Origin of the sequence: Ralstonia sp. RL, assembly GCF_001683835.1 — a bacterium.
GTDB lineage: Bacteria > Pseudomonadota > Gammaproteobacteria > Burkholderiales > Burkholderiaceae > Ralstonia > Ralstonia mannitolilytica.
On the sequence record NZ_LWRX01000018.1, the window covers coordinates 78,377 to 102,005 of the forward strand.

21 protein-coding genes, 1 pseudogene and 1 riboswitch are annotated in these 23,629 nt (G+C 65.3%); of the genes and pseudogenes, 13 read left to right on the forward strand and 9 right to left on the reverse strand.

Annotated elements, in window-relative coordinates:
* Nucleotides 1–2: 2 nt before the first annotated feature.
* Complete coding sequence (gene ehuD, locus A6M56_RS03060; protein WP_045785367.1) at nucleotides 3–674, reverse strand: ectoine/hydroxyectoine ABC transporter permease subunit EhuD; 672 nt, start codon at nucleotides 672–674, stop codon at nucleotides 3–5.
* Nucleotides 675–695: 21 nt separating this feature from the next.
* On the reverse strand, nucleotides 696–1,478 hold the full coding sequence (locus A6M56_RS03065) for an ABC transporter substrate-binding protein (RefSeq protein WP_180964274.1): 783 nt from the start codon (nucleotides 1,476–1,478) through the stop codon (nucleotides 696–698).
* 194 nt (nucleotides 1,479–1,672) lie between these two features.
* On the opposite strand from A6M56_RS03065, the gene A6M56_RS03070 reads away from it, so the two are divergent.
* From A6M56_RS03070 to A6M56_RS03080, 3 genes are all read left to right on the forward strand, one after another.
* Nucleotides 1,673–2,461 (forward strand): IclR family transcriptional regulator, encoded by a 789-nt coding sequence (locus A6M56_RS03070; protein ID WP_045785368.1) that lies wholly within the window; start codon nucleotides 1,673–1,675, stop codon nucleotides 2,459–2,461.
* 67 nt (nucleotides 2,462–2,528) lie between these two features.
* Nucleotides 2,529–2,969: an acyl-CoA thioesterase gene (locus tag A6M56_RS03075; protein ID WP_102080460.1), complete on the forward strand. Its 441-nt coding sequence runs from the start codon at nucleotides 2,529–2,531 to the stop codon at nucleotides 2,967–2,969.
* Nucleotides 2,970–3,078: 109 nt separating this feature from the next.
* Nucleotides 3,079–3,297 (forward strand): hypothetical protein, encoded by a 219-nt coding sequence (locus A6M56_RS03080; protein WP_062737641.1) that lies wholly within the window; start codon nucleotides 3,079–3,081, stop codon nucleotides 3,295–3,297.
* A gap of 76 nt (nucleotides 3,298–3,373) precedes the next feature.
* On the opposite strand, the gene A6M56_RS03085 is transcribed toward A6M56_RS03080, so the two are convergent.
* Together A6M56_RS03085 and A6M56_RS03090 are read right to left on the reverse strand one after the other, a co-directional pair.
* Nucleotides 3,374–3,694 (reverse strand): helix-turn-helix domain-containing protein, encoded by a 321-nt coding sequence (locus A6M56_RS03085; RefSeq protein ID WP_102080461.1) that lies wholly within the window; start codon nucleotides 3,692–3,694, stop codon nucleotides 3,374–3,376.
* A complete protein-coding gene (locus A6M56_RS03090) occupies nucleotides 3,687–4,052 on the reverse strand; it encodes a type II toxin-antitoxin system RelE/ParE family toxin (protein ID WP_102080462.1) in 366 nt (121 codons plus the stop codon). Before A6M56_RS03090 ends, A6M56_RS03085 begins: the two co-directional genes overlap by 8 nt.
* Before the next feature lie 509 nt (nucleotides 4,053–4,561).
* Between A6M56_RS03090 and A6M56_RS03095 the strand changes: the two genes are divergently transcribed.
* A complete protein-coding gene (locus A6M56_RS03095) occupies nucleotides 4,562–4,846 on the forward strand; it encodes a hypothetical protein (RefSeq protein ID WP_063392378.1) in 285 nt (94 codons plus the stop codon).
* Nucleotides 4,847–4,906: 60 nt separating this feature from the next.
* Here A6M56_RS03095 and A6M56_RS03100 read toward each other — a convergent pair whose 3' ends face one another.
* Both A6M56_RS03100 and A6M56_RS03105 read right to left on the reverse strand, forming a co-directional pair.
* Nucleotides 4,907–5,794 carry a LysR family transcriptional regulator gene (locus tag A6M56_RS03100; RefSeq protein WP_102080463.1) on the reverse strand — a complete coding sequence of 296 codons (888 nt, stop codon included), beginning with the start codon at nucleotides 5,792–5,794 and terminating at the stop codon, nucleotides 4,907–4,909.
* Nucleotides 5,795–5,852: 58 nt separating this feature from the next.
* Entirely contained in the window at nucleotides 5,853–7,277 is a 1,425-nt protein-coding gene (locus tag A6M56_RS03105; protein ID WP_257984073.1) for a coniferyl aldehyde dehydrogenase, read from the reverse strand.
* Nucleotides 7,278–7,631: 354 nt separating this feature from the next.
* On the opposite strand from A6M56_RS03105, the gene A6M56_RS03110 reads away from it, so the two are divergent.
* A complete protein-coding gene (locus A6M56_RS03110) occupies nucleotides 7,632–9,362 on the forward strand; it encodes a GMC family oxidoreductase (RefSeq protein WP_102080464.1) in 1,731 nt (576 codons plus the stop codon).
* A 243-nt stretch (nucleotides 9,363–9,605) separates the two neighbouring features.
* On the opposite strand, the gene A6M56_RS03115 is transcribed toward A6M56_RS03110, so the two are convergent.
* The 3 genes from A6M56_RS03115 to A6M56_RS03125 form a co-directional block, all read right to left on the reverse strand.
* On the reverse strand, nucleotides 9,606–10,514 hold the full coding sequence (locus A6M56_RS03115; RefSeq protein WP_102080465.1) for an amino acid ABC transporter substrate-binding protein: 909 nt from the start codon (nucleotides 10,512–10,514) through the stop codon (nucleotides 9,606–9,608).
* A 279-nt stretch (nucleotides 10,515–10,793) separates the two neighbouring features.
* Nucleotides 10,794–12,455 (reverse strand): acyl-CoA dehydrogenase family protein, encoded by a 1,662-nt coding sequence (locus A6M56_RS03120; RefSeq protein WP_045785378.1) that lies wholly within the window; start codon nucleotides 12,453–12,455, stop codon nucleotides 10,794–10,796.
* Nucleotides 12,456–12,643: 188 nt separating this feature from the next.
* Nucleotides 12,644–13,792: an NAD(P)H-dependent flavin oxidoreductase gene (locus A6M56_RS03125; protein ID WP_104610776.1), complete on the reverse strand. Its 1,149-nt coding sequence runs from the start codon at nucleotides 13,790–13,792 to the stop codon at nucleotides 12,644–12,646.
* Nucleotides 13,793–14,016: 224 nt separating this feature from the next.
* Nucleotides 14,017–14,118, forward strand: a riboswitch (TPP riboswitch).
* A gap of 92 nt (nucleotides 14,119–14,210) precedes the next feature.
* Between A6M56_RS03125 and thiC the strand changes: the two genes are divergently transcribed.
* The 8 genes and pseudogenes from thiC to A6M56_RS03165 all read left to right on the forward strand — a co-directional run.
* Entirely contained in the window at nucleotides 14,211–16,106 is a 1,896-nt protein-coding gene (thiC, locus tag A6M56_RS03130) for a phosphomethylpyrimidine synthase ThiC (protein ID WP_045785381.1), read from the forward strand.
* A 13-nt stretch (nucleotides 16,107–16,119) separates the two neighbouring features.
* On the forward strand, nucleotides 16,120–17,265 hold the full coding sequence (locus tag A6M56_RS03135) for an FAD-dependent oxidoreductase (protein ID WP_102080467.1): 1,146 nt from the start codon (nucleotides 16,120–16,122) through the stop codon (nucleotides 17,263–17,265).
* Entirely contained in the window at nucleotides 17,262–17,477 is a 216-nt protein-coding gene (thiS, locus tag A6M56_RS03140; RefSeq protein ID WP_045785383.1) for a sulfur carrier protein ThiS, read from the forward strand. Before A6M56_RS03135 ends, thiS begins: the two co-directional genes overlap by 4 nt.
* 9 nt (nucleotides 17,478–17,486) lie before the next feature.
* Nucleotides 17,487–18,314 carry a thiazole synthase gene (locus A6M56_RS03145; protein WP_027678721.1) on the forward strand — a complete coding sequence of 276 codons (828 nt, stop codon included), beginning with the start codon at nucleotides 17,487–17,489 and terminating at the stop codon, nucleotides 18,312–18,314.
* Complete coding sequence (locus tag A6M56_RS03150) at nucleotides 18,311–19,465, forward strand: thiamine phosphate synthase (RefSeq protein ID WP_102080468.1); 1,155 nt, start codon at nucleotides 18,311–18,313, stop codon at nucleotides 19,463–19,465. Before A6M56_RS03145 ends, A6M56_RS03150 begins: the two co-directional genes overlap by 4 nt.
* Before the next feature lie 125 nt (nucleotides 19,466–19,590).
* Nucleotides 19,591–20,067: a VOC family protein gene (locus A6M56_RS03155; RefSeq protein ID WP_102080469.1), complete on the forward strand. Its 477-nt coding sequence runs from the start codon at nucleotides 19,591–19,593 to the stop codon at nucleotides 20,065–20,067.
* A 223-nt stretch (nucleotides 20,068–20,290) separates the two neighbouring features.
* Complete coding sequence (locus A6M56_RS03160; RefSeq protein ID WP_102080470.1) at nucleotides 20,291–22,684, forward strand: T6SS effector phospholipase Tle3 domain-containing protein; 2,394 nt, start codon at nucleotides 20,291–20,293, stop codon at nucleotides 22,682–22,684.
* 9 nt (nucleotides 22,685–22,693) lie between these two features.
* Nucleotides 22,694–23,629 (forward strand): annotated as a pseudogene (locus A6M56_RS03165) (hypothetical protein); the annotation flags it as partial.

The window sequence follows — 23,629 nt, forward strand, 5'->3', positions numbered from 1 at the left end:
GCTCATCGTTTGGCCCTCCCCGCGCCCATGCGGTGTTCGAGCTTGCGCAGGCCGAACACCAGCGGCAGGCTCATCACCAGATAGAGCAGCGCGACCAGCGTGTAGACCGTCATGTTCTGGAACGTGGACGAGGCGATGAGCTGCCCCGCGCGCGTCATTTCCGCCACCGTGATGGTGGACACCAGCGACGAATCCTTGAGCATCATCACCAGCGTGTTGCCGTACGGCGGCAGCGCAATGCGAAAGGCCTGCGGCAGGATCACGCGCCGCATGATGAGCGTGCCACGCATGCCCATCGCTTGCGCCGCTTCACGCTGGCCGGGGTCGACCGCTTCGATGCCGGCGCGGAAGTTCTCGGCCTGATACGCCGAATACGCAATGCCCAGCCCGATCACGCCTGCCTGAAACGCGGAGAGCTGAATGCCGATGTCCGGCAACACGAAGTAGATGTAGAAGAGCTGCACGATGATCGGCAGCCCGCGGATGATGTTGACGATCGTCGCCCCGGCCGCAGACACGGCCTTGACGGGCGACAGGCGCATCAGCGCGAGCCCCAGCCCGATCACGCTGCTAAGCAGGAACGACAGCACGGTCACCTCCACCGTGACCACCGCCCCCTTCAGCAGGATCGGCAGGAAGTCCTGCGCGTGCTCAAGAAACGTTGCAACACTCATGGCGCATCACCCGTCCGGAATTCAGATGCCCCACTTCTTCACGATGGCATCCAGCGTGCCGTCGGCCTTGATCTTGGCGATGGCCTTGTTGAGGCGGCTGAGCGTTTCGGTATCGCCCTTGCGCACCACCAGGCATACATCACCGACGTTGGCGGGTTTGTAGCCGGCAGCCAGCTTCACGCCCTGGAAGGCGTTCTGGCGGATCTGGTACGCGATGATCGGCTGGTCGCCCAGGCCGGCCTTGATGCGGCCCAGCGCCAGGTCGCGCGTCATGTCAGCCACCGAGTCGTAGCTGCGCACTTCCTTGAAGATGCCCTTCTTGTTAAGCATGTCGAGGAACACCGTGCCGACCTGCGCACCCACGACTTCGCCTTTCAGATCATCAAGCGTGGCGTAGTTCTTGGCGTCGTCCGCCTTGACGATCAGGCCTTCGCCGTACGAGTAGACCGGATCGGAGAAATCCACCACCTGCGCGCGCGCCGGCGTCTTGAGCATCGCCGCCGAGATGATGTCGATCTTGTTCGACGTGAGCGACGGAATCAGCGCCGAGAACACCGTCTGCTGCACGTTCACGTTGAAGCCGCCCGCCTTGGCCACCGCGTTGACGGTGTCAACCATCATCCCCTGGATGGAGTTCGTCTTCACGTCGAGGAAGGTGAACGGCACGCCGGTGGCCGTGGCGCCGACGTTGTAGGTAGCCGGTGCGCCTGCACCTTGTGCCCACGCGAACGAAGCGGTGCCGAGCATGCACCCGACCAGTGCGGCACCGAGCGTGAAGCGGCGTGAAAAAGAGACGACAGACATGACAACCCTCCAGGCAACGAAAAAAGACGCACCCCAAACGCACATCCACGGGGACCGGTTCACCTTCATGCAATGCTTATGCCAATATTCGAACGTGCTGCATCGATAAATAACTATGGAAAACCACTGATCGATGCATGCGAATCGATATGCGATTCTAAGAGCGCTGATTTGCCAACCGAAAGCCACATGCCATGACCGACGCTGCCGACGCCCCCGACCTGCTGTTCAACCAGTCGCTGGAGAAAGGGCTTGCCGTGCTGGGCGCCTTCAACGCGCAGCGCCGCACCATGACGATTGCCGAAGTGGCCGCGGCGGCGGGCATCAACAAAAGCTCGGCGCAGCGCATGGTCTACACGCTCGAGCAGCTCGGCTACCTGCGCAAGCATCCGCAGACGCGGCGCTACCAGCTCACCCCCGCAGTGATGAAGATCGGCTTCAACTACCTGGCCGCCGACACGTTGATCGACGTGGCCAATCCGTTCCTGGCCGAGCTGACCAAGCTGACCACCGAAACCTCGTGCCTGACCGAGCCCGACCAGGACGAGATGGTGTACGTCGCCCGCTTTGTGAGCGCGCATTTCGTGCCGGTGCACATGCCCATCGGCAGCCGCATCCCGATGTACTGCACCGCGTCGGGCCGCGCCTACCTGAGCGCGTTGCCGATGCCCGAAGCGCAGGCCATCGTCGAGGCATCGCAGCGCGTGGCGCACACCATGCACACGCGCACCGACGTGGCGGACATCATGGAAACGCTGCGCCAGGCGCGCCAGCGCGGCTACGCCACCAACTGCGAAGAGCTGTTCCTCGGCGACATGACGATCGCCGCGCCGGTGATCGGCGGCAACGGCCGCGCGCTCGGGGCCATCCATCTCGTTGCCCCGACCGGGCGATGGACGCCCGACGAGATGGAGGCCAAGCTCGGCCCCGCCCTGCTGCAGTGCGCGCGCGCCATCAGCACGTCATTGCGCGCGCTGGGTTGACCGGCGTTCTGCGCCGGCGCGCAAAGCCCGGCACAATGCACGCACCGCCGCCCCACCGCTCATCACGATGACGCTCCCATCGCTCCACGACTTTCCGCTGCAGTCCATCGACAAGCTCCGCTACGGCGACACCGACCGCCAGGGCCACATCAACAACGCCGTCTTCGCCACGTACCTGGAGACCGGCCGCGTGGAAATGCTCTTCACGCCCGACAACCCACTGGCCGCGCCCGGCTGCGAGTTCGTCATCGCGCAGCTTGTGCTGGACTTCCGCAACGAGATCCTCTGGCCCGGCACCGTGCAGATCGGCACACGCGTGGCGAGCATCGGGCGCAGCTCCGTCAAGCTCGAGCAGGCCATCTTCCAGAACGGCCAATGCGCCGCGACATCGCAATCGGTGATCGTGCAGATCGACGTGGCGACGCGCCAGTCGAGTCCGATTACCGACAGCGCCCGTCAGCGCCTGGCTGCGCTCACCGGCGCCCCTGCCGGCGCCGAAGCGGAGTGATGCGCGCTGTACGCAAACGAACGCCCTCAAAAAACTTTTAACTTTGCTTGCACTTCTGCCGCTTGCCGGGAGCAAGATGGCTCTCCCGTTCAATCACGCGGAGGTGACCATGGGACTGTTGGATGAAGTGGGCAAAATCGCCGGCGCCGTCGCCGCCGTTGAAGCCGCCGAGAAAGTCGATCCGGATGCCGGCCTGCTGACCAAGGCCGTCGCCGCCGTCGCCGGTTTCAAGGGCGCGGGCGCGCTGGAAGCGATGCTCGAAAAGAAGGACGAAGCCAAGGCCGAAGGCGAGGCCGCTCCGGAAGATGGGGCAGCGCCGCAGGCTTGATTGCTTGCAGGCTCAAAAGGATTTGGGGGACCCCGCCGGTTGGCGGGGTTTTTGTTTTTTCTACAGCGTTGACGAATCAGGAAAACACGGCGAGTCCGTGCTTCTGCACCAGCTGCAGGAGGCGTGCAGCCATGCCGCTAGGTTTTTTGTCACCTTGCTCCCACTGCCGCACTGTCGAAGCAGTGGTGTTCAGGTATGCAGCGAACACACTTTGGCTGACGTTCACAGATTTACGGATGCGCGCGATTGCCTTCGCATCGAATTCCGGCACAGGCTCTATGCACAGGTCGTCGTACTCGCGCATGGTTTTCTTGTCGATGAGCTTGGCGCGATACAGGTCCGAGGCTAGGCTGTGAATGGCCTCAGATGCGTCGCTCTTGAATCGTGTCTTAGTCATTGCAAATTTCCACCAGCGCTTGTAGTTCGACCAGCGAGTCAATCTCTGTGTCTCGCAGTTTGCCCAAATTTGCGGCAGCTTTTCGGAAGTCCTTCAGTTCACGGTCATTGATGTTCTCTCGGTCGCTCTTGGCGAACAGAAAGACAAAGAACCAACAGTGGCCAATCTTGTTCACCACGATGCCGCGTCTGCGGTTCTGGTCCAAGCGCTTCTTCCATACGTTGCCACCAAGATCGTCGCCCATGCCCAGCGTCAACTGCTTGGCCGCCCGGCACAGTTCCACGTCGGCAATACCTGCAGCTTTCGCCGCCTTGTTGAACCACTTGGTTTTGAATATGCGCGGTGAGAGGGGCTTCATGCTGCTTTCGTAAGGGCTAAATATACCACTGGGTGGTATAGATTGTGGTGGTTCGTCAATGAGGGGAAGCGCACAAACTTAGCGAGCAATGTGAGCCATCGCTATCGGAATTGGCTGCAATTCATGGCACAGCGCTCTTTGGAGAAGACGGTGACCATATAATCCCCACCGTCACCGCACCAACGGTGACTGGGTTTAGCAGCCCACCCCTTTTTCCCAGACGGACAGCCGCCTCCGCGCGGCATTTTTGTGTCCGGTGCTTGTGCACGCCTATGTGTTTCATGGCGGGCCGGGCGGTGAGACCTTCGGGTCTGCCGGTAGCTGGGATAGGGCCGGTCTGCTAACGCCGTCGTCAGGCCCGCCACCCTCGTTTAGCAGCGAGCGGCGAGCCTCCATCAACCTATCCCCGGAGGCTACATGGCTACCGCACTCAGCGGGCATCGCCCCGCGTCTTATCCTTCCCCTCCACCTTGGCGCTGCAGGCTTCCCACGCAACCGGGAGGTGCCGCATGTCTTTGACCAACAACCGCCTCTACCTGAACGGTGCGATCTCGGCGCGCGCGTTTCTGTGCCGCACGCGCGCTGACATGCAGACCCATGGCCAGCGGCGGCTGGGCATGCTGCGCGAGCAGCTCACGTACTTCTCGGAACACGCGTATCCGCAGGCCTTCGTGAAGGGCTTTATCGATGCCATCGACGCGTATCTGTCGATGTCGCTCGGGGGGAGCGACGTGGATCCGCGCACGTGGGAGGTATTGGCGGCCATCGAGCGACGGCAGATCACCGCCGCATAACAACGGATGGACGTATCCCCGGGGCGGGCCGGGGATGCCAGGTAGACAGCCGACCGCAGATCAAGCTGCGCGCTTGCGCTCCAGCGCGCTCTGCCGCGTAGAAAATCCGTCTCGAATACAGTGCGCCAGCGCTTGTGTTGCCTGGCTCGCACCTTGCGCCGGCAACAGCAGGCTGATCGCAAACATCGGCAGTTCCGGCAGGCCGGCTTCGGGCCCGAGGATGTCCAAGTCCGCAGGCACCGTCGGCGTCAGCCATGCCGTGACGGCCAGCCCGGTGCGGACCGTGGCGGTGGTCGCTTCGATGTTGCCGCTCTCGAACACCGTGCGCCATTCGATGCCGTGCTCGCCCAGCGCCTTGAGCACGCGGGCGCGGAAGGCGCAGCTTTCGTCCACCATCGACAGCGGCAGCGGGCGCTTCGCATGCACGTTGCCGCCGCGCGGGCCGACCCACACCAGCCGCTCCACGCACAGGCATTCGCCTGTGGCTTCATCCACCGGCGCTTCGACCACGGCGACGTCCAGCTCGCCGCGCGCAATGCCCTCCGCCAGCTCGGGTGAGGTGCCGCAGACGATGGTCAATTCCACCGACGGCCACGCTTCGGTAAACGCCTTGAAGATCGGCGGGAAAACGGTGCCGACCAGGTCGTAAGGCACGCCCAGGCGCACCGGCCCCTGCAGCGGGCGCGCCGCCATGTCGGCCCAGATTTCGTCGTTGAGGGCGAGCAGGCGTTTGGCGCGGCCGAGGAACCGTTCACCCGCGTGGGTGAGTTCGAGCCGCCGGCCGTCGCGCTCGAACAGGCGGCATTCGAAGGCGTCTTCGAGCCGCTTGATCTGCTGGCTGATGGCGCCCTGCGTGAGGTGCAGCGCGTTGGCCGCCACCGTCATGCTGGCGTTTTCCGCCACGGCAATGAAGGTGCGGACGAGGGTGATGTCGAGGTTCTTCGCCATCGCTGCATTCTAGAAGCTAATGCCTGGTGGCTAAAACCTCATTGCTGCTAATGACTTGTCAGCGCACGAGCAGCTTCATCATCGTCTCGAACGTCTTCCCGTACGGCGCGCGGAACAGGCCCAGCCCGTTCAGCCGGGCCTGCCTGAACACCGGCTTCATCTTCGAGAACCGCTCGAACCCGTGGATGCCGTGGTACGCGCCCATGCCGCTGGCGCCCACGCCGCCAAAGGGCAGGTCGTCCTGCGCCACGTGCAGCAGGGTTTCGTTGATGCAGACGCCGCCGGCGATGGTGCTGCTCATCACGCGGTCGATGGTGCTGTTGCTGCGCTCGAACACGTACAGCGCGAGCGGGCGCGGGCGCGCGTTGATGTAGTCGATGGCCTCGTCCAGCGTGCGATAGGGCACCAGGGGCAGCAGCGGGCCGAAGATCTCTTCCTGCATGACGCGCATGTCGTCGGTGCCGCCGGTGATGAGCGCGGGCGGGAACAGGCGCGTAGCGTCGTTGGGCGCAACATTGGTGAGCGGCAGCACCTGCGCGCCCTGCTCGCGGGCCTCGTCGGCCAGGCTGGCCATGCGCTGGAAGTGGCGCGGGCTGATGAGCGTCGTGTAATCGCGGTTGCGCGCCATGTCGGGGTACATCTTGCCGACCAGCTTGCGTGCGGCATCGATGAAGCGCTGTTCGGTGCCCGCGGGCAGTAGCACGTAGTCGGGCGCCACGCAGGTCTGGCCGGCGTTGAGCAGCTTGCCCACCAGCGTGCGCTCCACCGCGCGGTCAAAGTCCGCATCCGGCCCGATCAGCGTGGGCGATTTGCCGCCCAGCTCGAGCGTCACGGGCGTGAGGTTGTCGGCGGCCGCGCGCATGACGTGATGGCCGACGTTGGTGGAGCCGGTGAACAGCAGGTGGTCGAACGGCAGCCGCGAGAAGGCCTCGGCGACGGCCGCATCGCCATTGATGACGCGCACTTCATCGGCGGCAAAGCTGCGCTCGACCAGGTCGGCAAACAGGGCGGAAAAGCGCGGCGTGTATTCCGAGAGCTTGACCATCGCCCGGTTGCCCGCGGCCAGTGCGGAGACCAGCGGCCCGATGGTCAGATAGATCGGGTAGTTCCACGGCACGACGATGCCCGCCACGCCCAGCGGCTGCGGAATCAGCCGCGTGCTGGCCGGCCGGAACCACAGACTCACGCCGCGTCGCTGCACGCGCATCCAGCGCTTGCCATGCGACAGCGCGTGCTTGATGCCGTCCACGCTCGGGAAGATCTCCAGCAACTCGGTTTCCTGCCGCGAGCGATTGCCGAAGTCTGCGCTGACCGCCTGGGCGATGGCCTCGCGGTTGTCCATGACAAGGCGCTTGAGGCGCATCAGCCGATCCCGGCGCACGGGCCAGGTGGGCAGCATGTCGGCCTGGTGGGCGGCGCGCATGGCCTCGAAGGTCTGCTGCATGCGCAGCATATGCGGGGCGGGCAGGTCGGCAGGTTGCATGGGAGGCTCCTGGCAAGGTCGGCGGATCGGTGCAATTGCAAAGCAGTATGGTCGCCACGCGCGCGTGCGACGGGCTGATACGCGCCTGCCGTGTGCCGCATGCCAGGCTTGCCTGGGCCCGCGCAACCGTGTGCCAGCGCGGAATTGTTGCGTTGCGGCATCCCGCCATCGCTACTCGAGCAAGGGTTGATGGGCGGCGGCGCGCCGGTTTGCTGCGTGACATCGAACGATGCCTCTAATGCGGGTAAGCCCGGCCGTTTGAAACAACCCAGCGCGCCTAGGATGTGAATTCAGGACCGGCAGACAGCTGGCGGCGTCGCTCGCCCAGATAAAAAACACCATCCGGAGACACCCATGGCCACGGATTCGCTCACCTCCGCGCTGACTTTCGACTACGTCATCGTCGGCGCCGGCTCGGCCGGTTGCGCGCTTGCCAGCCGGCTGACCGAAGACCCGGACGTCACTGTCGCCCTGCTGGAAGCCGGGCCGCACGATCATCACCTCTCGGTGTGGGTGCCGGCCGGCTGCGCGGCGTCGCTGCCGTTCAAGAACAAGCGCAACTATGGCTTCCTGACCGTGCCGCAGCCGGGCCTCGGTGGGCGCCAGGGCTACCAGCCGCGCGGGCGCGGTCTCGGCGGCAGCTCATCGCTGAACGCAATGATCTACATCCGCGGCACGCCCAGCGATTACAACCACTGGGCCGCGCTCGGCTGCACCGGCTGGGGCTGGAGCGACGTTCTGCCCTACTTCAGGCGCGCCGAAGGAAACGAGCGCTGCGCGGGTCGCGACGATGATCCGCTGCACGGCGGCACCGGCCCGCTGCACGTGAGTGACCTGCGCACCGGCAACCCGATTGCCCGTCGCTTTGTCGAGGCCGCCGTGGCCGCGGGCTACCCGCGCAACGACGATTTCAACGGCCCGCGGCAGGAGGGTGTCGGCCCGTATCAGGTCACGCAGTACAACGGCGAGCGCTGGAACGCCGCGCGCGCCTACCTGCATGGCGGCGACAAGGCCGATGCCACGTTCTGCCGCAACCGCCGTCAGCTCACGGTGCTGCCCGACACGCAGGCGCTGCGCATCGTCTTCGACGGCAAGCGCGCCACGGGTGTGACGGTGGAGCGCGGCGGCCGCACCGAAACGTTGCGTGCGCGGCGCGAGGTGATCGTGTCGTCGGGCGCATTCGGCTCGCCGCAATTGCTGATGGCCTCGGGCGTGGGCCCGGCCGAGCATCTGCGCGCGCTCGGCATTCCGGTCGTGCACGACCTGCCTGGCGTCGGCCAGAACCTGCAGGACCACCTCGACATCATCCTGCACAAGAAGACGTTCAACCTCGACCTGATCGGCTATTCGCTGCGCGGCAGCGTGAACATGCTGAGCGAGATCCTGCGCTACCGGCGCGAGCGTCGCGGCATGCTGGCGACCAACTTTGCCGAAGCCGGCGGCTTCATCAAGAGCCGGCCAGACCTGGCCGATCCCGATCTGCAACTGCACTTCGTGGTCGCCATGGCCGACAACCACAACCGCACGTTCAACTACGGCCACGGCTATTCGTGCCACGTCTGCGTGCTGCGCCCGAAGAGCCGCGGCGAAGTGCGCCTGGCCTCCGCCGACACGCGCGACGCCCCGCTGATCGATCCCAAGTTCCTTTCCGACCCCGACGACATGGCCGGCATGCTCGCCGGCTTCCGCGCCGTGAAGAGCATCTTCGCGCAGCGCCCGCTGGCCGACCTGGGCGGGCGCGAGCTGTATTCAGCCAACATCCGCGGCGACGGCTCCGACGACGAAGCCGTGCGCGCCCTCATCCGCCAGCACGCCGACACCATCTACCACCCCGTCGGCACCTGCAAGATGGGCAGCGCCGACGATGGCATGGCCGTGGTCGACCCCGAACTGCGCGTACGCGGCCTGACAGGCCTGCGCGTGATCGACGGCTCCGTCATGCCGACGCTCATCGGCGGCAACACCAACGCCCCAATCATCATGATTGCCGAGCGCGCCGCAGACCTCATGCGTCAAGGCGGACGCCCGACACTGAATGTGGTGAGCAGCATCGCGGTGCAGGCAGCGCCGGCGGAGGTGCACTGAAAACAGCGAGGGCGGCGAACCGCAGCGCCGCCCTCCGCATACCAACGGTGTGGCCGTTGGAGCCCTAGATGGCGCCTTGAATTTCTGTGAGCGGGCGGAAAAAGGAAGGAGGCCTGTCTGAGCGCAGCGAGTTTGCCTCCTTCCCCGCACGGTCACATAAATTCAAGGGGAAGTCGCCATCTCGGGCGCGCCTTTCAGGGATGCCCCAACACCATCAACGAGCACCCCGAAGCAAATCAGAGATCAGTTCCCAGCACTATCCGTAGGCGTATTAAACGAATCCCGCAACAAATAACTCATCGGCACCTCCAGATTCACCCCATTCGGCGGAATCGGCTGCTGGAACCACTTCTTGTAGAGCTTCGGCACCTCGCCGTCGACAATCAGCCGCGTCATCGCCTGGTCGATCAGCTTCTTGAACTCCGGATCCTGCTTGCTCAGCATGATCGCGTACGACGACACAAGCTGCGTCTTGCCCGCCAGGCGGTAGTCAGCCGGGTTCTTTGCCGTGGCGCGCATGCCCGAGAGCAGGATGTCGTCGCCGGCAAACGCGTTGGCGCGGCCATCGGCCAGCATCGCAAACGCGCTGCGCAGGTCATTGGCCTCCACCACCTGGATCGTCATGCCCGTTTCGTTGAGCTTGCGTGCGAGGTCGGCATTGGTCGAGCCGCGCGCGGCCACCACCGTCTTGCCGTTCAGGTCTTCCCATTGCTGGATCGGCGAGCTGGCCTTCACCAGCATGCGGCCCTTGGTGATGTAGTGCGGGATCGTGAAGGCCACCTTCTGCCGGCGCTCCGGCGAGTTGTTCGTCGAGCCGCATTCCAGGTCGGCCTTGCCCGTGGCGACCACGTCCAGGCGGTTGGCGGCCGTGACGGGCACGTACTGCACTTTCAGGTCCGGGCGCTTGAGCGACGTGCGCAGCGAGTCGATCAGCCGCGAGCAGATGTCGATGGCGTAGCCGACCGGCTTGGTGCCATCGAGATACGAGAAGGGGATGGAGTCTTCCCGATACGCCACATGCACCGTGCCGGAGTCGCGGATGCGATCCAGCGTCGGGGTGGCGGCAGCAGCGTCGGGTGAGAAGAATGTGGCGGAAACAGCGGCGGGAACGGCAAGCGCGGCCAGCAGCCACGTGCGCGCGGGGAACGACATCGTCAACGGTCCTGGGAGAGGGTTAGGGCTCTAGTGGCACGACTGGCTGCGCTGTTGCCCTGTCGGCGCAGCTCTGGCGTGCGCGCCGTCACTCCCCCCGGGGAATGCCAAAACGTGAAGCAATGTCACGCGCCGCCATGGGCGCGCATTATGCGCTGATTGCGGGTATACCCTCAAGCACCTCTGCGGTGCCTGGATAAGCGGCCAGACGTCGGTCCGTGGTGAAAAGCGTTCGGCGAAAGCGTGCGCTCACGTTTAGCCGCATTCCCCGGGGTGGTGTTACACGGGCCACGCGCGCTGCAGCACGGCGCCGAGTTCTTGCGCATGCCCATCGAGCGTGCCGAACACACGGCCATGCTGGTGATGGAAACGGCTGGCGATAAAGCGCTCGGCGTCGTCCGGGTGGGCGTGGGCCAGCATCAGCGCCGCCTGCGCCGTGAGCGCCAGCCCCTGCGCGATGCGGCGCGCGGAGGTTTCCTGGATGTCACCCGGCTGATGCAGCATCGCCTGCAGCGCGGCCAACTCCGCCCGCACGGCACGGTGGCCCTGGGCGCGCTCGCCAATGTCGTGCACCAGGCGCAGCGCATCGTCCGGCGTGCGGCCGATGGCGCGCAGCACGTCCAGGCACATCACGTTGCCCGAGCCTTCCCAGATGGAATTGACCGGCGCCTCGCGGTACAGGCGCGCCATCGGGCCTTCTTCCACATAGCCGTTGCCGCCCCAGACTTCCATCGCCTCGCCGGTCGCTTCGATGGTGCGCTTGCAGACCCAGAACTTGGCGGCGGGCGTGACAATGCGTTTCCACGCCGCGGCCAGCGGATCGACATCGGCCCGCTCGAACGCGTTGCCCAGTTCCATCATCAGCAAGGTCGCGGCTTGCGATTCCAGGGCCAGATCGGCCAGCACGTTGCGCATCAGCGGTTGGTCGGCCAGCAGGCGGCCGAATGCCATGCGATGGCGCGCGTGGTGCAGCGCCTGCATCAGCGCGTGGCGCAGGATGGCCGCGCTGCCGATCACGCAGTCGAGCCGCGTGTGCGTCGCCATCTCGATGATGGTCGGAATGCCGCGCCCTTCCTCGCCAATGAGGATGCCCTCCGCACCGCGAAACTCGACTTCGCTGCTCGCGTTCGAGCGGTTGCCGAGCTTGTCTTTCAGGCGCTGGATCTGGATCGGATTCTTGCTGCCGTCATCGCGAAAGCGCGGCACGAAGAAGCACGACAGCGGGCCGTCTTCTGCACCCATGCGCGCGACCACCAGGTGCGCATCACACATCGGCGCAGAGAAGAACCACTTGTGGCCGGTGATGGCGTACGTTGCGCCACGGCCCTCGCCGCGCAAGGGCATTGCCACCGTGGTGTTGCTGCGCACATCGGAGCCGCCCTGCTTTTCGGTCATGCCCATGCCGACGAGGATGGCGGTTTTCTGGCGCCACGGCAGATCACGTGCGTCGTGTTCGCGGGCGTAGAGACGCGGCCCCAGGTCGGCAAACAACGCGGTTTCTTTCTGCAGCACGGGAATGCTGGCGAACGTCATCGTCGCCGGGCACAGCGTGCCGGATTCGATCTGTGCCTGCATGAAATAACCGGCGGTGCGGGCGGCCCAGGCGCCCGGGCGCGGGTCGGCAAACGGCAGCGCCTGCAGCCCCTGGCTGCGCATCAGGCCGAGCAGCGCGTGCCAGGCGGGGTCGAAGCGGATGGCGTCGATGCGCTCGCCCGTGCGGCTGTGGGTGTGGAGTTCGGGGTGATAGGTGTTGGCCTCCGCAGCCCACTGCAGCGTCTCCGGCGCGCCGAGCTGGTCACCGAAGGCTTGCAGCGCGCCGGCGTTCCAGCCGCCGCCCAGGCGTTCGAGCGCGCCTTGCAGCGTGGTGTCGGACGTGAAGGGGTTGAAGCCGGTCAGGTCCGGGACCTGGTTGAAGACGCGGTGGGTGGCCTCTGTGGGCATTGGGAGTCTCCTGGCGTGGCGCTTTTGGGTGTGTGGGCCATGGTAGACCACCGGGGGGCGGGCTGGGTGGAGGGGGATTTCTATACGAGCTGGATTGGGGCGGTGGTTTTTTGACTTGGTGGTTCATCTGTGTTTCGTACCCTGCCGGGGCTGAAACAAGGGATGCACCACAAGCAAAAAAAACCACATCAAGAAGCGACCGGCTTCTCCCCCGTCAACAAGTAATGCATCAACTCCCGCACCGGCCGGATCGCCTCCCCGAACGGCAGCTTCCCCGCCCCGCGGAAAAACAGCCCGCGTTCCACGTCCCCCCGCAGCGCCTGCGCCAGCTTCAGGTCAATGCAGAACTGCCCCACCTTGCCGATGCCATCCCGCAGGCCGCACGTCTGCAGGCAATCGAACCCCTGCAGGCAGTCCCGCACCTTGGCCTTGGCCTGCAGCGCGCTTTCGCGAGACAGATAACGCGACAGCCAAGGCGTCATCACGGCCCGCGCGGGCAGCCCGGCCACGCTGACAAACTCGCTGATATCGCCTTGCTCCGCACCCGTCAGCACCCGCTTGAAGCGCACGTGCGCATCGCCCTCCTCCGTCACCGCAAACGCCGTACCGAGCTGCACCGCAGCGGCGCCCTTGTCGAGCCAGTGTTTCACCTTGGCATGCGAATCGATGCCGCCCGCGAGGATGATCGGAATCTGCTCCGCCGCCAGCCCCAGCTTGATGAACAACTCCCGGCATTCATCCAGCACGCGCGCAAACGAGAACCGCTCGTCGCGCAAATCTTCAATACGCGCCGCGCCCAGGTGGCCGCCCGCATGCGTGGGGTGCTCGATCACCACCGCGTCCGGCAGCCGCGCCTTTTTCATCCAACGTTTGAGCACGACGCCCACGCCGCGCGAGTCGGAAAGGATGGGGATGAGCGCCACCTTCGGATGCTCCGCCGTCATCTCCGGCAGATCGAGCGGCAGCCCTGCGCCCATGACGATCGCATCGGCGCCGCTCTCGCAGGCCTGCCGCACCAGCGCAGGGTGCGATTCCACGGCCTTCATCACATTCACGGCGATCAGGCCGCGGCCTTCCGATGCGGCGCGCGCGGCGCGGATTTCCCGGTCGAGCGCGACGAGATTGGCGGCGTTGATGGCGTCCTTGTCGCGCGATTTCTCGGTCGCGGCCACGAGGTCCGCATGGTGATGCCGCAGGTCGATGCTGGCGATGGTGCCCATGCCGCCTTCGCGCGCAACGGCGCCGGCCAGCCGGTGCGCCGAGATGCCGACGCCCATGCCGCCCTGCACGATAGGCACGAGGCTGCGCCCCGCGAGTGTGAACCGACGCTCCAGCATGACAACTCCCCCCAGCGGCTTTGCCGCAACGCAACAGGCATGAAAAATGGGTTCGAGCGTCGCACAGGTGAAACGCGGCCGGATTGCGCCAGATCAAGCCGACTGTGCCCGTGCGCCCCGATGCACTTTGCCCGCGGGTTTGGACTGAAATGACCCGGCAGCCGTCACCTGCCGGGAATTCTTGCTGGCAACGCCGGCAGCCCTGTGCTTAAATTCAGCCTCGTTGGATGAAACAGGGGTGCCGTACGGATGGGCCGTGCGGCTGAGAGAGTCCCTTCGCACCCGATCCGGTTCGTACCGGCGTGGGAAGTTTCAGAACACCGCGTAGTCTCGGCAGCCCACCCTTCCGGGTCACGCCACCTCTCCCGGTTTCGTCCACCGCCTGATCCACCAGGCCACAGCATCCAAGGACGAGACCATGCCCCAAGCCAAAACCGCCCCCGCCGCCTCATTCGACTCGCTGCAGACCGAGCTCGACCAGAAGTTCGCGTACCCCGCTTCCAGCAAGACCTACATCATCGGCAGCCGCCCGGACATTCGCGTGCCGATGCGCACGATCAAGCAGACCGCCACGCGCACCGACCAGGGCGAGATGCTGAACCCGCCGATTCCCGTGTACGACACCTCGGGCCCGTACTCCGACCCCGACGTGCACATCGACCTGAAGGCGGGTCTTGCCCCGGTGCGCGCCAAGTGGATCGACGAGCGCGGCGATACGGAAATCCTCCCGGGCCTGTCGTCGGAATACGGCCAGACACGCGCCAACGACCCGGCCACCGCGCACCTGCGCTTCTCGCACATCTCCAAGCCGCGCCGTGCCAAGGCTGGTGCCAACGTCACGCAGATGCACTACGCGCGCCGCGGCATCATCACGCCCGAGATGGAGTACGTCGCGCTGCGCGAGTCGCTGAACCTGCAGGCGCTGATGGACAAGCCCGAATACCGCAAGCTGCTCAAGCAGCATCCGGGCTTCGCGTACGGCGCAAACCTGCCGCAGCGCCCGGAAGACATCACGCCGGAATTCGTGCGGGCGGAAGTGGCCGCTGGCCGCGCAATCATCCCCGCCAACATCAATCACACCGAGCTGGAGCCGATGGCCATCGGCCGCAACTTCCGCGTGAAGATCAACGGCAACCTCGGCAACTCGGCGGTGACGTCGTCGCTGGCCGAGGAGGTGGAAAAGATGGTGTGGGCGATCCGCTGGGGCGCCGACACGATCATGGACCTGTCCACCGGCAAGCACATTCACGAAACGCGTGAATGGATCCTGCGCAACTCGCCGGTGCCCATCGGCACGGTTCCGATCTACCAGGCGCTGGACAAGACCGGCGGCGTGGCGGAAGACCTGACGTGGGAGATGTTCCGCGACACGCTGATCGAACAGGCCGAGCAGGGCGTGGACTACTTCACCATCCACGCCGGCGTGCTGCTGCGCTACGTGCCGCTCACGGCCGACCGCGTGACGGGCATCGTGTCGCGCGGTGGCTCGATCATGGCCAAGTGGTGCCTGGCGCATCACAAGGAGAACTTCCTGTACACGCACTTCGACGAGATCTGCGAAATCATGAAGGCGTACGACGTGTCGTTCAGCCTGGGCGATGGCTTGCGCCCGGGTTGCATTGCCGACTCGAACGACGCCGCGCAGTTCGGCGAGCTGCACACGCTGGGCGAACTGACCAAGAAGGCGTGGGAGCACGACGTGCAGGTGATGATCGAAGGCCCGGGGCACGTGCCGCTGCAGCGCGTGCAGGCCAACATGGACGAAGAGCTGAAGCACTGCTTCGAAGCGCCGTTCTACACGCTTGGGCCCCTGGTGACCGACATCGCCCCAGGCTACGACCACATCACCAGCGGCATCGGCGCAGCCAACATCGGCTGGTACGGCACCGCCATGCTGTGCTACGTCACGCCCAAGGAACACCTGGGCCTGCCCGACAAGGAAGACGTGCGCGAAGGCATCATCACCTACAAGATCGCCGCGCATGCGGCCGACCTTGCCAAGGGCTGGCCCGGCGCGCAGCTGCGCGACAACGCGCTGTCGAAGGCGCGCTTCGAGTTCCGCTGGGAAGACCAGTTCAACCTGGGCCTCGATCCGGAGAAGGCGCGCGCCTTCCACGATGAAACGCTGCCGGCCGAGGGCGCCAAGATCGCGCACTTCTGTTCGATGTGCGGTCCGAAGTTCTGCTCGATGAAGATCACGCAGGAAGTGCGCGACTACGCGGCCACGCTCGACACCAACGCTACTGCTGCCGTGAGCGGCATGGAAGAAAAGTCGATCGAGTTCCGCAAGAGCGGCAGCAAGATCTACAGCTAAGCCAAGCGGTGCAATGTCAACCTCGACTTCATTTGACGTAACGATCCTCGGCGGCGGCCTCGCTGGCCGCCTGTGTGCGTGGCAACTCGCGCAAACGGGGGTGCCGCCTGCGCGCATTGCCGTGGTGGAGCGCGGCCCGCGCGACGGCAGCGGTGCCGCGGCGTATGTGGCCGCGGCCATGCTGGCGCCGCTGGCTGAAGCCGCCGTGGCCGATCGTTTCGTCGTGGATTTGGGGTTGGCCAGCCTCGCGCTGTGGCGCACCTGGTTGCCCAAGCTGCGCACGCCGGTCTTCTTCCAGGAGGCCGGCACGCTCGTCGTGTGGCATGCGGCGGATCGTGGAGAGGCATCGCTGTTTGCCAGCCACGTCCGCAATGCCGCGCCGCCCGAACGCGTGGCCGCCGATCTGCGCGCCGTGGATGCAGCGGGCATTGCGCAGCTGGAGCCGCTGCTCGCGCAACGCTTCACGCAGGGCCTGTATCTGGCGGGCGAAGGTCAGCTTGACCCGCGCGGCGTGCTGGATGCGCTGGCGACCGAGCTGGAAGCGCTGGGCGTGCAGTTGCGCTGGAACACGGAGGTTGCCGATCCGAGCCCCGACGCGCTCGCCGCTGCCGGGCTGGGCGCGCGCCTCGTGCTCGATTGCCGTGGCCTCGGTGCCAAGCCGCAGTGGCCGCGCCTGCGTGGCCTGCGCGGCGAAGTGGCGCGCATCCATGCGCCGGACGTGTCGCTCACGCGGCCGGTGCGCATGCTGCATCCGCGCTACCCGCTGTACATCGCGCCCAAGCCGGGCAACGTGTACGTGATCGGCGCGACTGAGCTGGAATCCGACGACATGTCGCCGGCAAGCGTGCGCTCCACGCTGGAATTGCTGTCTGCGGCCTACGCCGTGCACCCCGCGTTTGGCGAGGCCCGCGTGCTGGAGCTGAATACGCAGTGCCGGCCGACGCTGCCCGACCATCGCCCCGCGCTGCGCTGGGATGGCGCGGGCACGCTGTCGGTCAACGGCCTGTACCGGCACGGTTACATGATTGCGCCCGCCGTCACCCAAGCCGCTGTGGCGACTGCACGCGCGTTGCTGGACGGCCGCACCATCGATGCGCACGACTGCGAATGGCCCGGGCTGTTCGCTGAAGCCGCATCCCCCGAACCTGTTTTGTCATGACGCTGAACGTCACCCTCAACGACCTGTCGCTCGCGCTGCCTGCGGGCAGCACGCTGGCCGACGCCATTGGTGCGGCCGCGCCGCAACTGCAGATCGCGCCGCCGTTTGCCGCATCCGTGAATGGCGATTTCGTGCCCAAGGCGCGCCATGCGCAGCACGCGCTCAAGACAGGCGACCGCATTGCACTCGTGCAGCCCGTCGTGGGCGGCTAGGAGTCTTCGATGACCACTACGAATCTGTCCGCCGTGGCTGACCCGCTGCGCCTCTACGACGAAACCTTCGCCTCGCGCCTGCTGCTGGGCACCGCGCGCTACCCGTCGCCGCAATCGCTGGAAGACGCCGTGCGTGTGTCCAACCCGGCCATGCTGACGGTCGCGTTGCGCCGCCAGAGCGCGGGCTCGCCCGAAGGCGGCGCGGGCTTCTGGAAGATGCTGCGCGAACTCGGCGTGCCCGTGCTGCCGAACACCGCTGGCTGCTATTCCGCCGACGAGGCCTACACGCTCGCGCAGATGTCGCGTGAGGTGTTCGAGACCGACTGGATCAAGCTCGAAGTCATCGGCGACGACTACACGCTGCAGCCCGACACGCTCGCGCTGCCGGCTGCGGCCGAACGCCTCATCCGCGACGGCTTCAAGGTGCTGCCGTATTGCACTGAAGACCTCGTGCTGTGCCGCCGCCTGCTCGACGTCGGCTGCCAGGCGCTGATGCCGTGGGCCGCACCCATCGGCACCGGCCGCGGGCCCACCAACCCGTACGGCCTGCGCCTGCTGCGCGAGCGCCTGCCCAACGTACCGCTGATCGTCGATGCGGGCCTGGGTGTGCCGTCGCACGCGACGCAGGTGATGGAATGGGGCTACGACGCCGTACTGCTCAACACCGCCGTCGCCCAAGCCGGCGATCCGGTGGCCATGGCGCAGGCGTTTGCGATGGCCACGCAGGCCGGTCGCCTTGCGCGGCTGTCGGGCCCGATGCCTGAGCGCGATGTCGCGCAGGCCAGCACGCCGGTTGTAGGTTTGCCGTTCTGGCATGCGGAAGAGAAGCAGGCATGAGTGCATCCGCCTTGCGTTTTTCCGCCGCGTGGCCGGAAGCTGCAGCCCTTGCTGCGCAGATCGTCGATCGCCATGTGGAAGCGTTCGGTCGCGCACCGCACGCCTGGAGCGTGACCGACCGCGCTGACGAAGCCACCAGCCCCGCCACCGTTCTGCTGACGACCGATACGGCGCAAGCCGAACGTGCTCGCTCTGCTGGCGCCGCTGTTGTGTTGACTGCAGTGGAAGGCGATCAACGCATCGACACCGTGCACGACCGCCTCGGTATGTATCGCTTCACGTCTGCGGCGCAAGGCGATGCATTCGATGCGCGCTTCGTCGCCATCTTCGGTGCGGCACTCGCGCTGGCATTCGAACCGCGCGATGCGCTGTGCGTGGCGCGCGCGTGGATTGCCGAAGGCAATGCCGATGCCCTCGCGTGGCCCACGCAATTCGATGCCCTGCCCCGCGTGATCGAACCGGCGTTGCCGTGCCCGACCGCAGCGGACCTTGCCTTTGCGCCGTGCCCGACGCAGCTCGGCATCTACGCCGTCGTGCCCGATGCGGACTGGGTGGCGCGCCTCGTCGCGCTCAAGGTGCCGACGGTGCAGTTGCGCTTCAAGTCGGACGACGCGCAGGCCGTGGTCGACCAGGTGCGCCGCGCAGAAGCCGCCGCACGCGGCAGCGCCACGCGCCTGTTCATCAATGACCACTGGCAAGTCGCGCTCGACGTGCATGCGCAGATGCCTGGCAGCGGCATCTACGGCATTCACCTCGGCCAGGAAGACATCGACGATGCCGACCTGGTGGCGATCCGCTCGGCCGGTTTGCGCCTTGGCATCAGCACGCACGGCTTTGCCGAAATGCTGCGCGTCGCACCGTTGAACCCGAGCTACCTTGCACTGGGCGCCGTGTTCGCCACGCCCACCAAGACCATGCCGACCGTGCCGCAGGGCCTCGGCCGCCTGTTCGCCTATGCGGCCGCCATGCGCACGCGCGTGCCGGCGCCGCCGCTGGTCGCCATCGGTGGCATCGATCTGGCAGCGATGCCGCGCGTGCTGGAATCCGGCGTGGGCTCCGTGGCGGTGGTGCGCGCCATCACCCAGGCGGCCGATGTGCCGGCTGCGGTAGACGCACTGCAAGCGACGTTCGCAGCGCACGTGCGCGCGTAAGCATCGTCCGCCGCACGTCTGGGCGCTTGCGCCGCGCACCCGCGTTTTTGCTGACCTATCCTGTTCGTGCGCCGCTGCGGTTGATGCCGCAGCGGCTTTCCGACACACGCTGCAGGAGACAAGACATGGCGGTCCAGCCCATCCCCGAGGGTTACCACAGCGTCACCCCGTACCTGAGCATCAAAGGCGCCGCGCGCGCCATCGACTTCTACAAGCAGGCCTTCGGCGCCACCGAGATCATGCGCATGAACGGCCCCAACGGCACCATCGCGCACGCAGAAATCCGCATCGGCAATTCGCCCATCATGCTGTCAGACGAAGCGCCGGGCACGATCTGCGCCAGCCCCGACACGCTGCAGAGCACGTCCGTCGGGCTGATGATCTACGTACCCAACGTCGACACCGTGTTTGCCAACGCGCTGAAGGCCGGCGGCACAGAAGTCCGCCCCGTGGTGGATCAGTTCTACGGCGACCGCTCCGGCACGCTCAAAGACCCGTTCGGCCACGTGTGGACCGTGTCCACGCATGTCGAAGACGTGGCGCCCGACGAGATGGCCAGGCGTATGGAGAAATGGACGAAGGAGCAGGCGGCATCGGCCTGACATCGGCGGTGCAAAGAATAAAGCGCGGACGAGAGCCGCGCTTTTTTTTGTTCATGCGTTCTCGACTAACTGCCGCGTCGAACATATCCCATCGTTGTTCATTACGTGCCGGCCTCAGGGGCGATGAAGTCAAAGAGTGTTGAGTCTCGCCGATTTCGTGCGCGACGCTCCGACACTGGTGGATCTGTGTGCATTCGCATCTTCCACCCTGAGGTCCTGCACGATGACTATCCCTGAACAGGCTCTGCCCGAAACTACCGTCACCGCCCGCCGCCGCTCGTTCTACGGCATCAAGGTGACGGACATCACCCTGCCCGGCGGCCCATGCCGCAAGGTCGTCTATCCGGCACCACTACCCGGCGTCATCATCTTCGTGCATGGCGTCAACTCCACCGGCGAATGGTTCGACGCCGCAGAGGAAGGCCTTTGCAGGGGGCTCAACGCCCGCCTGCAACGCAATGACGAACAAATGGCCTACCCCAAGGAGAGCGGCAAGCTCCGCCCCATGCGCTATACAGCCGAGCTGACAGAAGACGGCTATATATCTGACGACCTCAAAGCCAACACCTTCATTGAACCGGGCAGCGGCACCAGCCCCGTCATCCGTTTCCGCTGGGGCTACAAAGCCAGCAGCGAAGACGTCGTCCAGGAAGATGGCACCGTTCGAAACGAGCTTGCCAGTGTGGGCGGCAATATTCTGCTCGACGAGAAAAACGCGTGGGGCGGCGGTCCGTTCGTCAATGGCGCCTCCGCTCTGCCGGATCTGTTCGGCAAGGGCACCGACAGCGAAGTCTTGGGCGGTCTGTTTGAACTTCAGCACTTGCAAACCAGTGACCGCCAGATCTATAGCGCGCCCACGCGCCACTACCAGGCCTTTGCCGCGTGGCGGTTAGCCAAACTGGTCGCTCGCATCCGCGAGCTGCACCGCGACATCTTCGAACGCGATTGCCCCGTCACCGTCGTCTGCCATAGCCAGGGCAACATGGTGGGCCTGGCTTCCGCCTACTTCGGAGCTAACCATCCCGAGTTCCAATCATTGGGCGTAGCCGATACCTACGTCCTCGCCAACCCGCCTTACAGCCTGCGCGGTAGCCGCCTGGATAACTTCAGCCAATTTGACGGCGCAGGCCGCGTCACCTACGACGCGCGCGTTGCAGGCCTCAAGGGCTTCTTCGACATCGTGCGCCACTTCCAGGCCCGGGCCCAACACTACAGCCACCACGCCGTGGATCAGCTCGGATTCAACGCGTGCCCTCAGAATGGCGACACCCCGCGCACTGCCGCCCAGGACAGCGCTGACCACCAGACCCGGGGGCGCGTCTTCCTCTATTGCTGCCCGCACGACCGCGTCATCTCCGTTTCACCAGTCCAAGGCATGGGCTGGCTTGGACTGAACGACAAGGATGTGCAAGCCACCGGGGCCCGGGACATTCTGTTCCAACGCGTCTGGGCGCAAACCAAGCCGGGCACCCCGTACAAGGTTGGGGCAGAACCCGGCTACCGTTACCGCTATTGGCACGACACCATCGGCGCCACGCCGGCCGATGTGGGCAGCGGTTGGGATGACACCACCGGCACCTTCAAACCGCGGAACACCAAGCCCACTTTCTGGACGCCGTCCCCTGACACCGCGGGTGTTTCCTTCGCCAGGATCTGGGGCGATTCGCGCAAGAGCATTTGGGGCAAGCTGGTCGCCAGCGCTGCCGGCGTTCCAATCCAAGCCATCATGTGGGGCGGCCAAGCCGTGAAGGGCGCCACCAACGTCAATGCCGACCCAGCGGATGACTGGGCCGTGCTGGTCAATGCCCCCAAGGTGCCCAGCGGCGGCATCGTGCCCCAGGCCGTTTACCTGCCGCACGGCGAGCCTCGACCCGGCGAGACCTCACATCCGGATGGCGTGCGCACCATCGGCCCCTTCAACGCGCACAAGGAATCCGCCAGAGATGCGCTGAACCGCAAGCGGAGCATCCCTGAAGGCCAGTTCGACCCCTACGCCGAGCAACGCAAGACCGGCCACGGCAATGCCGCCAGCGAAGCAGCCATGCGCTACGACCAGAACGCCGGGGTGCGCCAGCGCGCGCGACGCGAACTCTACAACGACGACGGCTCCCTCAGAAAGGGCGTGTCCTTTGCAGAAGACGACGTCAAGAAGATGAACGCCGCACAACACCACACCTTGCGCGGCACCACGTTTGGCGCTTTCGAACAGCAAGAGCGCACCGCCCTGATGAAGGACGGCGAAGACGCGCAAGCCACCAACCACTCCACCATCCTCACCAACGCCATGCATGCGGAGCATGTGCTCGCCTATGACGTGGACGTGGGCATGTGCCACTTCGATGAGTTGTTGATGAACCAGTTGCGGCGGATGGCGGATTGGCGGTGGTGCAAGCCAGAGAAAACGGATGAATGCCCGGAGGGGCGAAACATCGACCTGGACGATGAATTCACCTACTACAACACCAAAGAAGCGACTTACAAGGGAGGCATGCTGGCCCAACACAAAAACCTAGCGGCTACCGAGGGGGCAGTCAGGGCCATCGGCATTCCCGATGCGCGAAACCCCGGACGCTTTGATGCCCTCCACATGCCGCCAGGCGGACCACGCTACGCCTGAGAAACCCATATGCGCGATTCATTTCATCTCATCGCTTACAGGCATGCTGCCACCCACGCGCTAGCCGTCGCCTGCCTGTTGCTTACTGCCTGTCAATCCGGAGTCCAGATGCCGACCAATAAAACCTACTACCGCCAACCCATCGCTTGGCCGCGCATGCAAACGCAAGCACAACAAGGTGATCCGGGCCAGGCTCCTGCCGCCGTCCTGCTTGGCGTGCAATGGCTCAACCCGCTGATGCGCCGAAGCTACCCCACTCAATGGAATCTGCTGTGGGCACAAGGGCTCGCACAGCCCAATGACGACGATCTGCAAGCGAAGCGCTTCAAGCTGGGCGATGCGGTGGGCCAAGTGACTAGTGGCGTGCCTCGCCGCCTGCGGCTGGAAGACTTACCGCACGTGGAGCGAGATGAATTCGCCACGGCGTTAAGCGATTTGATTACTGCTCCGCTGAACACCTTTAACGACTACCTTGAGAACGCGAACTACTTCTATTCCCTCAAGCGGGGCACCGGCCGCCCCAATTACTTCGACCCAAACGTGTTCTTTGGACTGCCGCGCGAATGGTTGAACACACCCACGTACATCAACGGGAATGTGAAAAGTTCCGAATTGGATGACCTCCTCGAAGAACAGAAAGCCATGGGCATGCCCGCTCCAAGCTACCTTGCCTACGATGCCGCCCACGCCGAAGAACGCATGCGCGACTACTGGGTCACGCTGCACAAAGACCGGGAGGGGAAAACTGTGCGTGGTACCCGCGTCCTTCCGTCCATGATCATTGGCGAACGCACTCTGTCACTGCTCGCGGTGCGCCGCCTTGTGTTTCATGAAATTGCACGGGACTCACAAGCCAGGAGCATGCTGCTCAACCCCGAAGGCAAGTTACCCAACGTCACGGTGTCGGCAGGCGACACCAACGTCGGCTTCTACAACCTGCAAGAC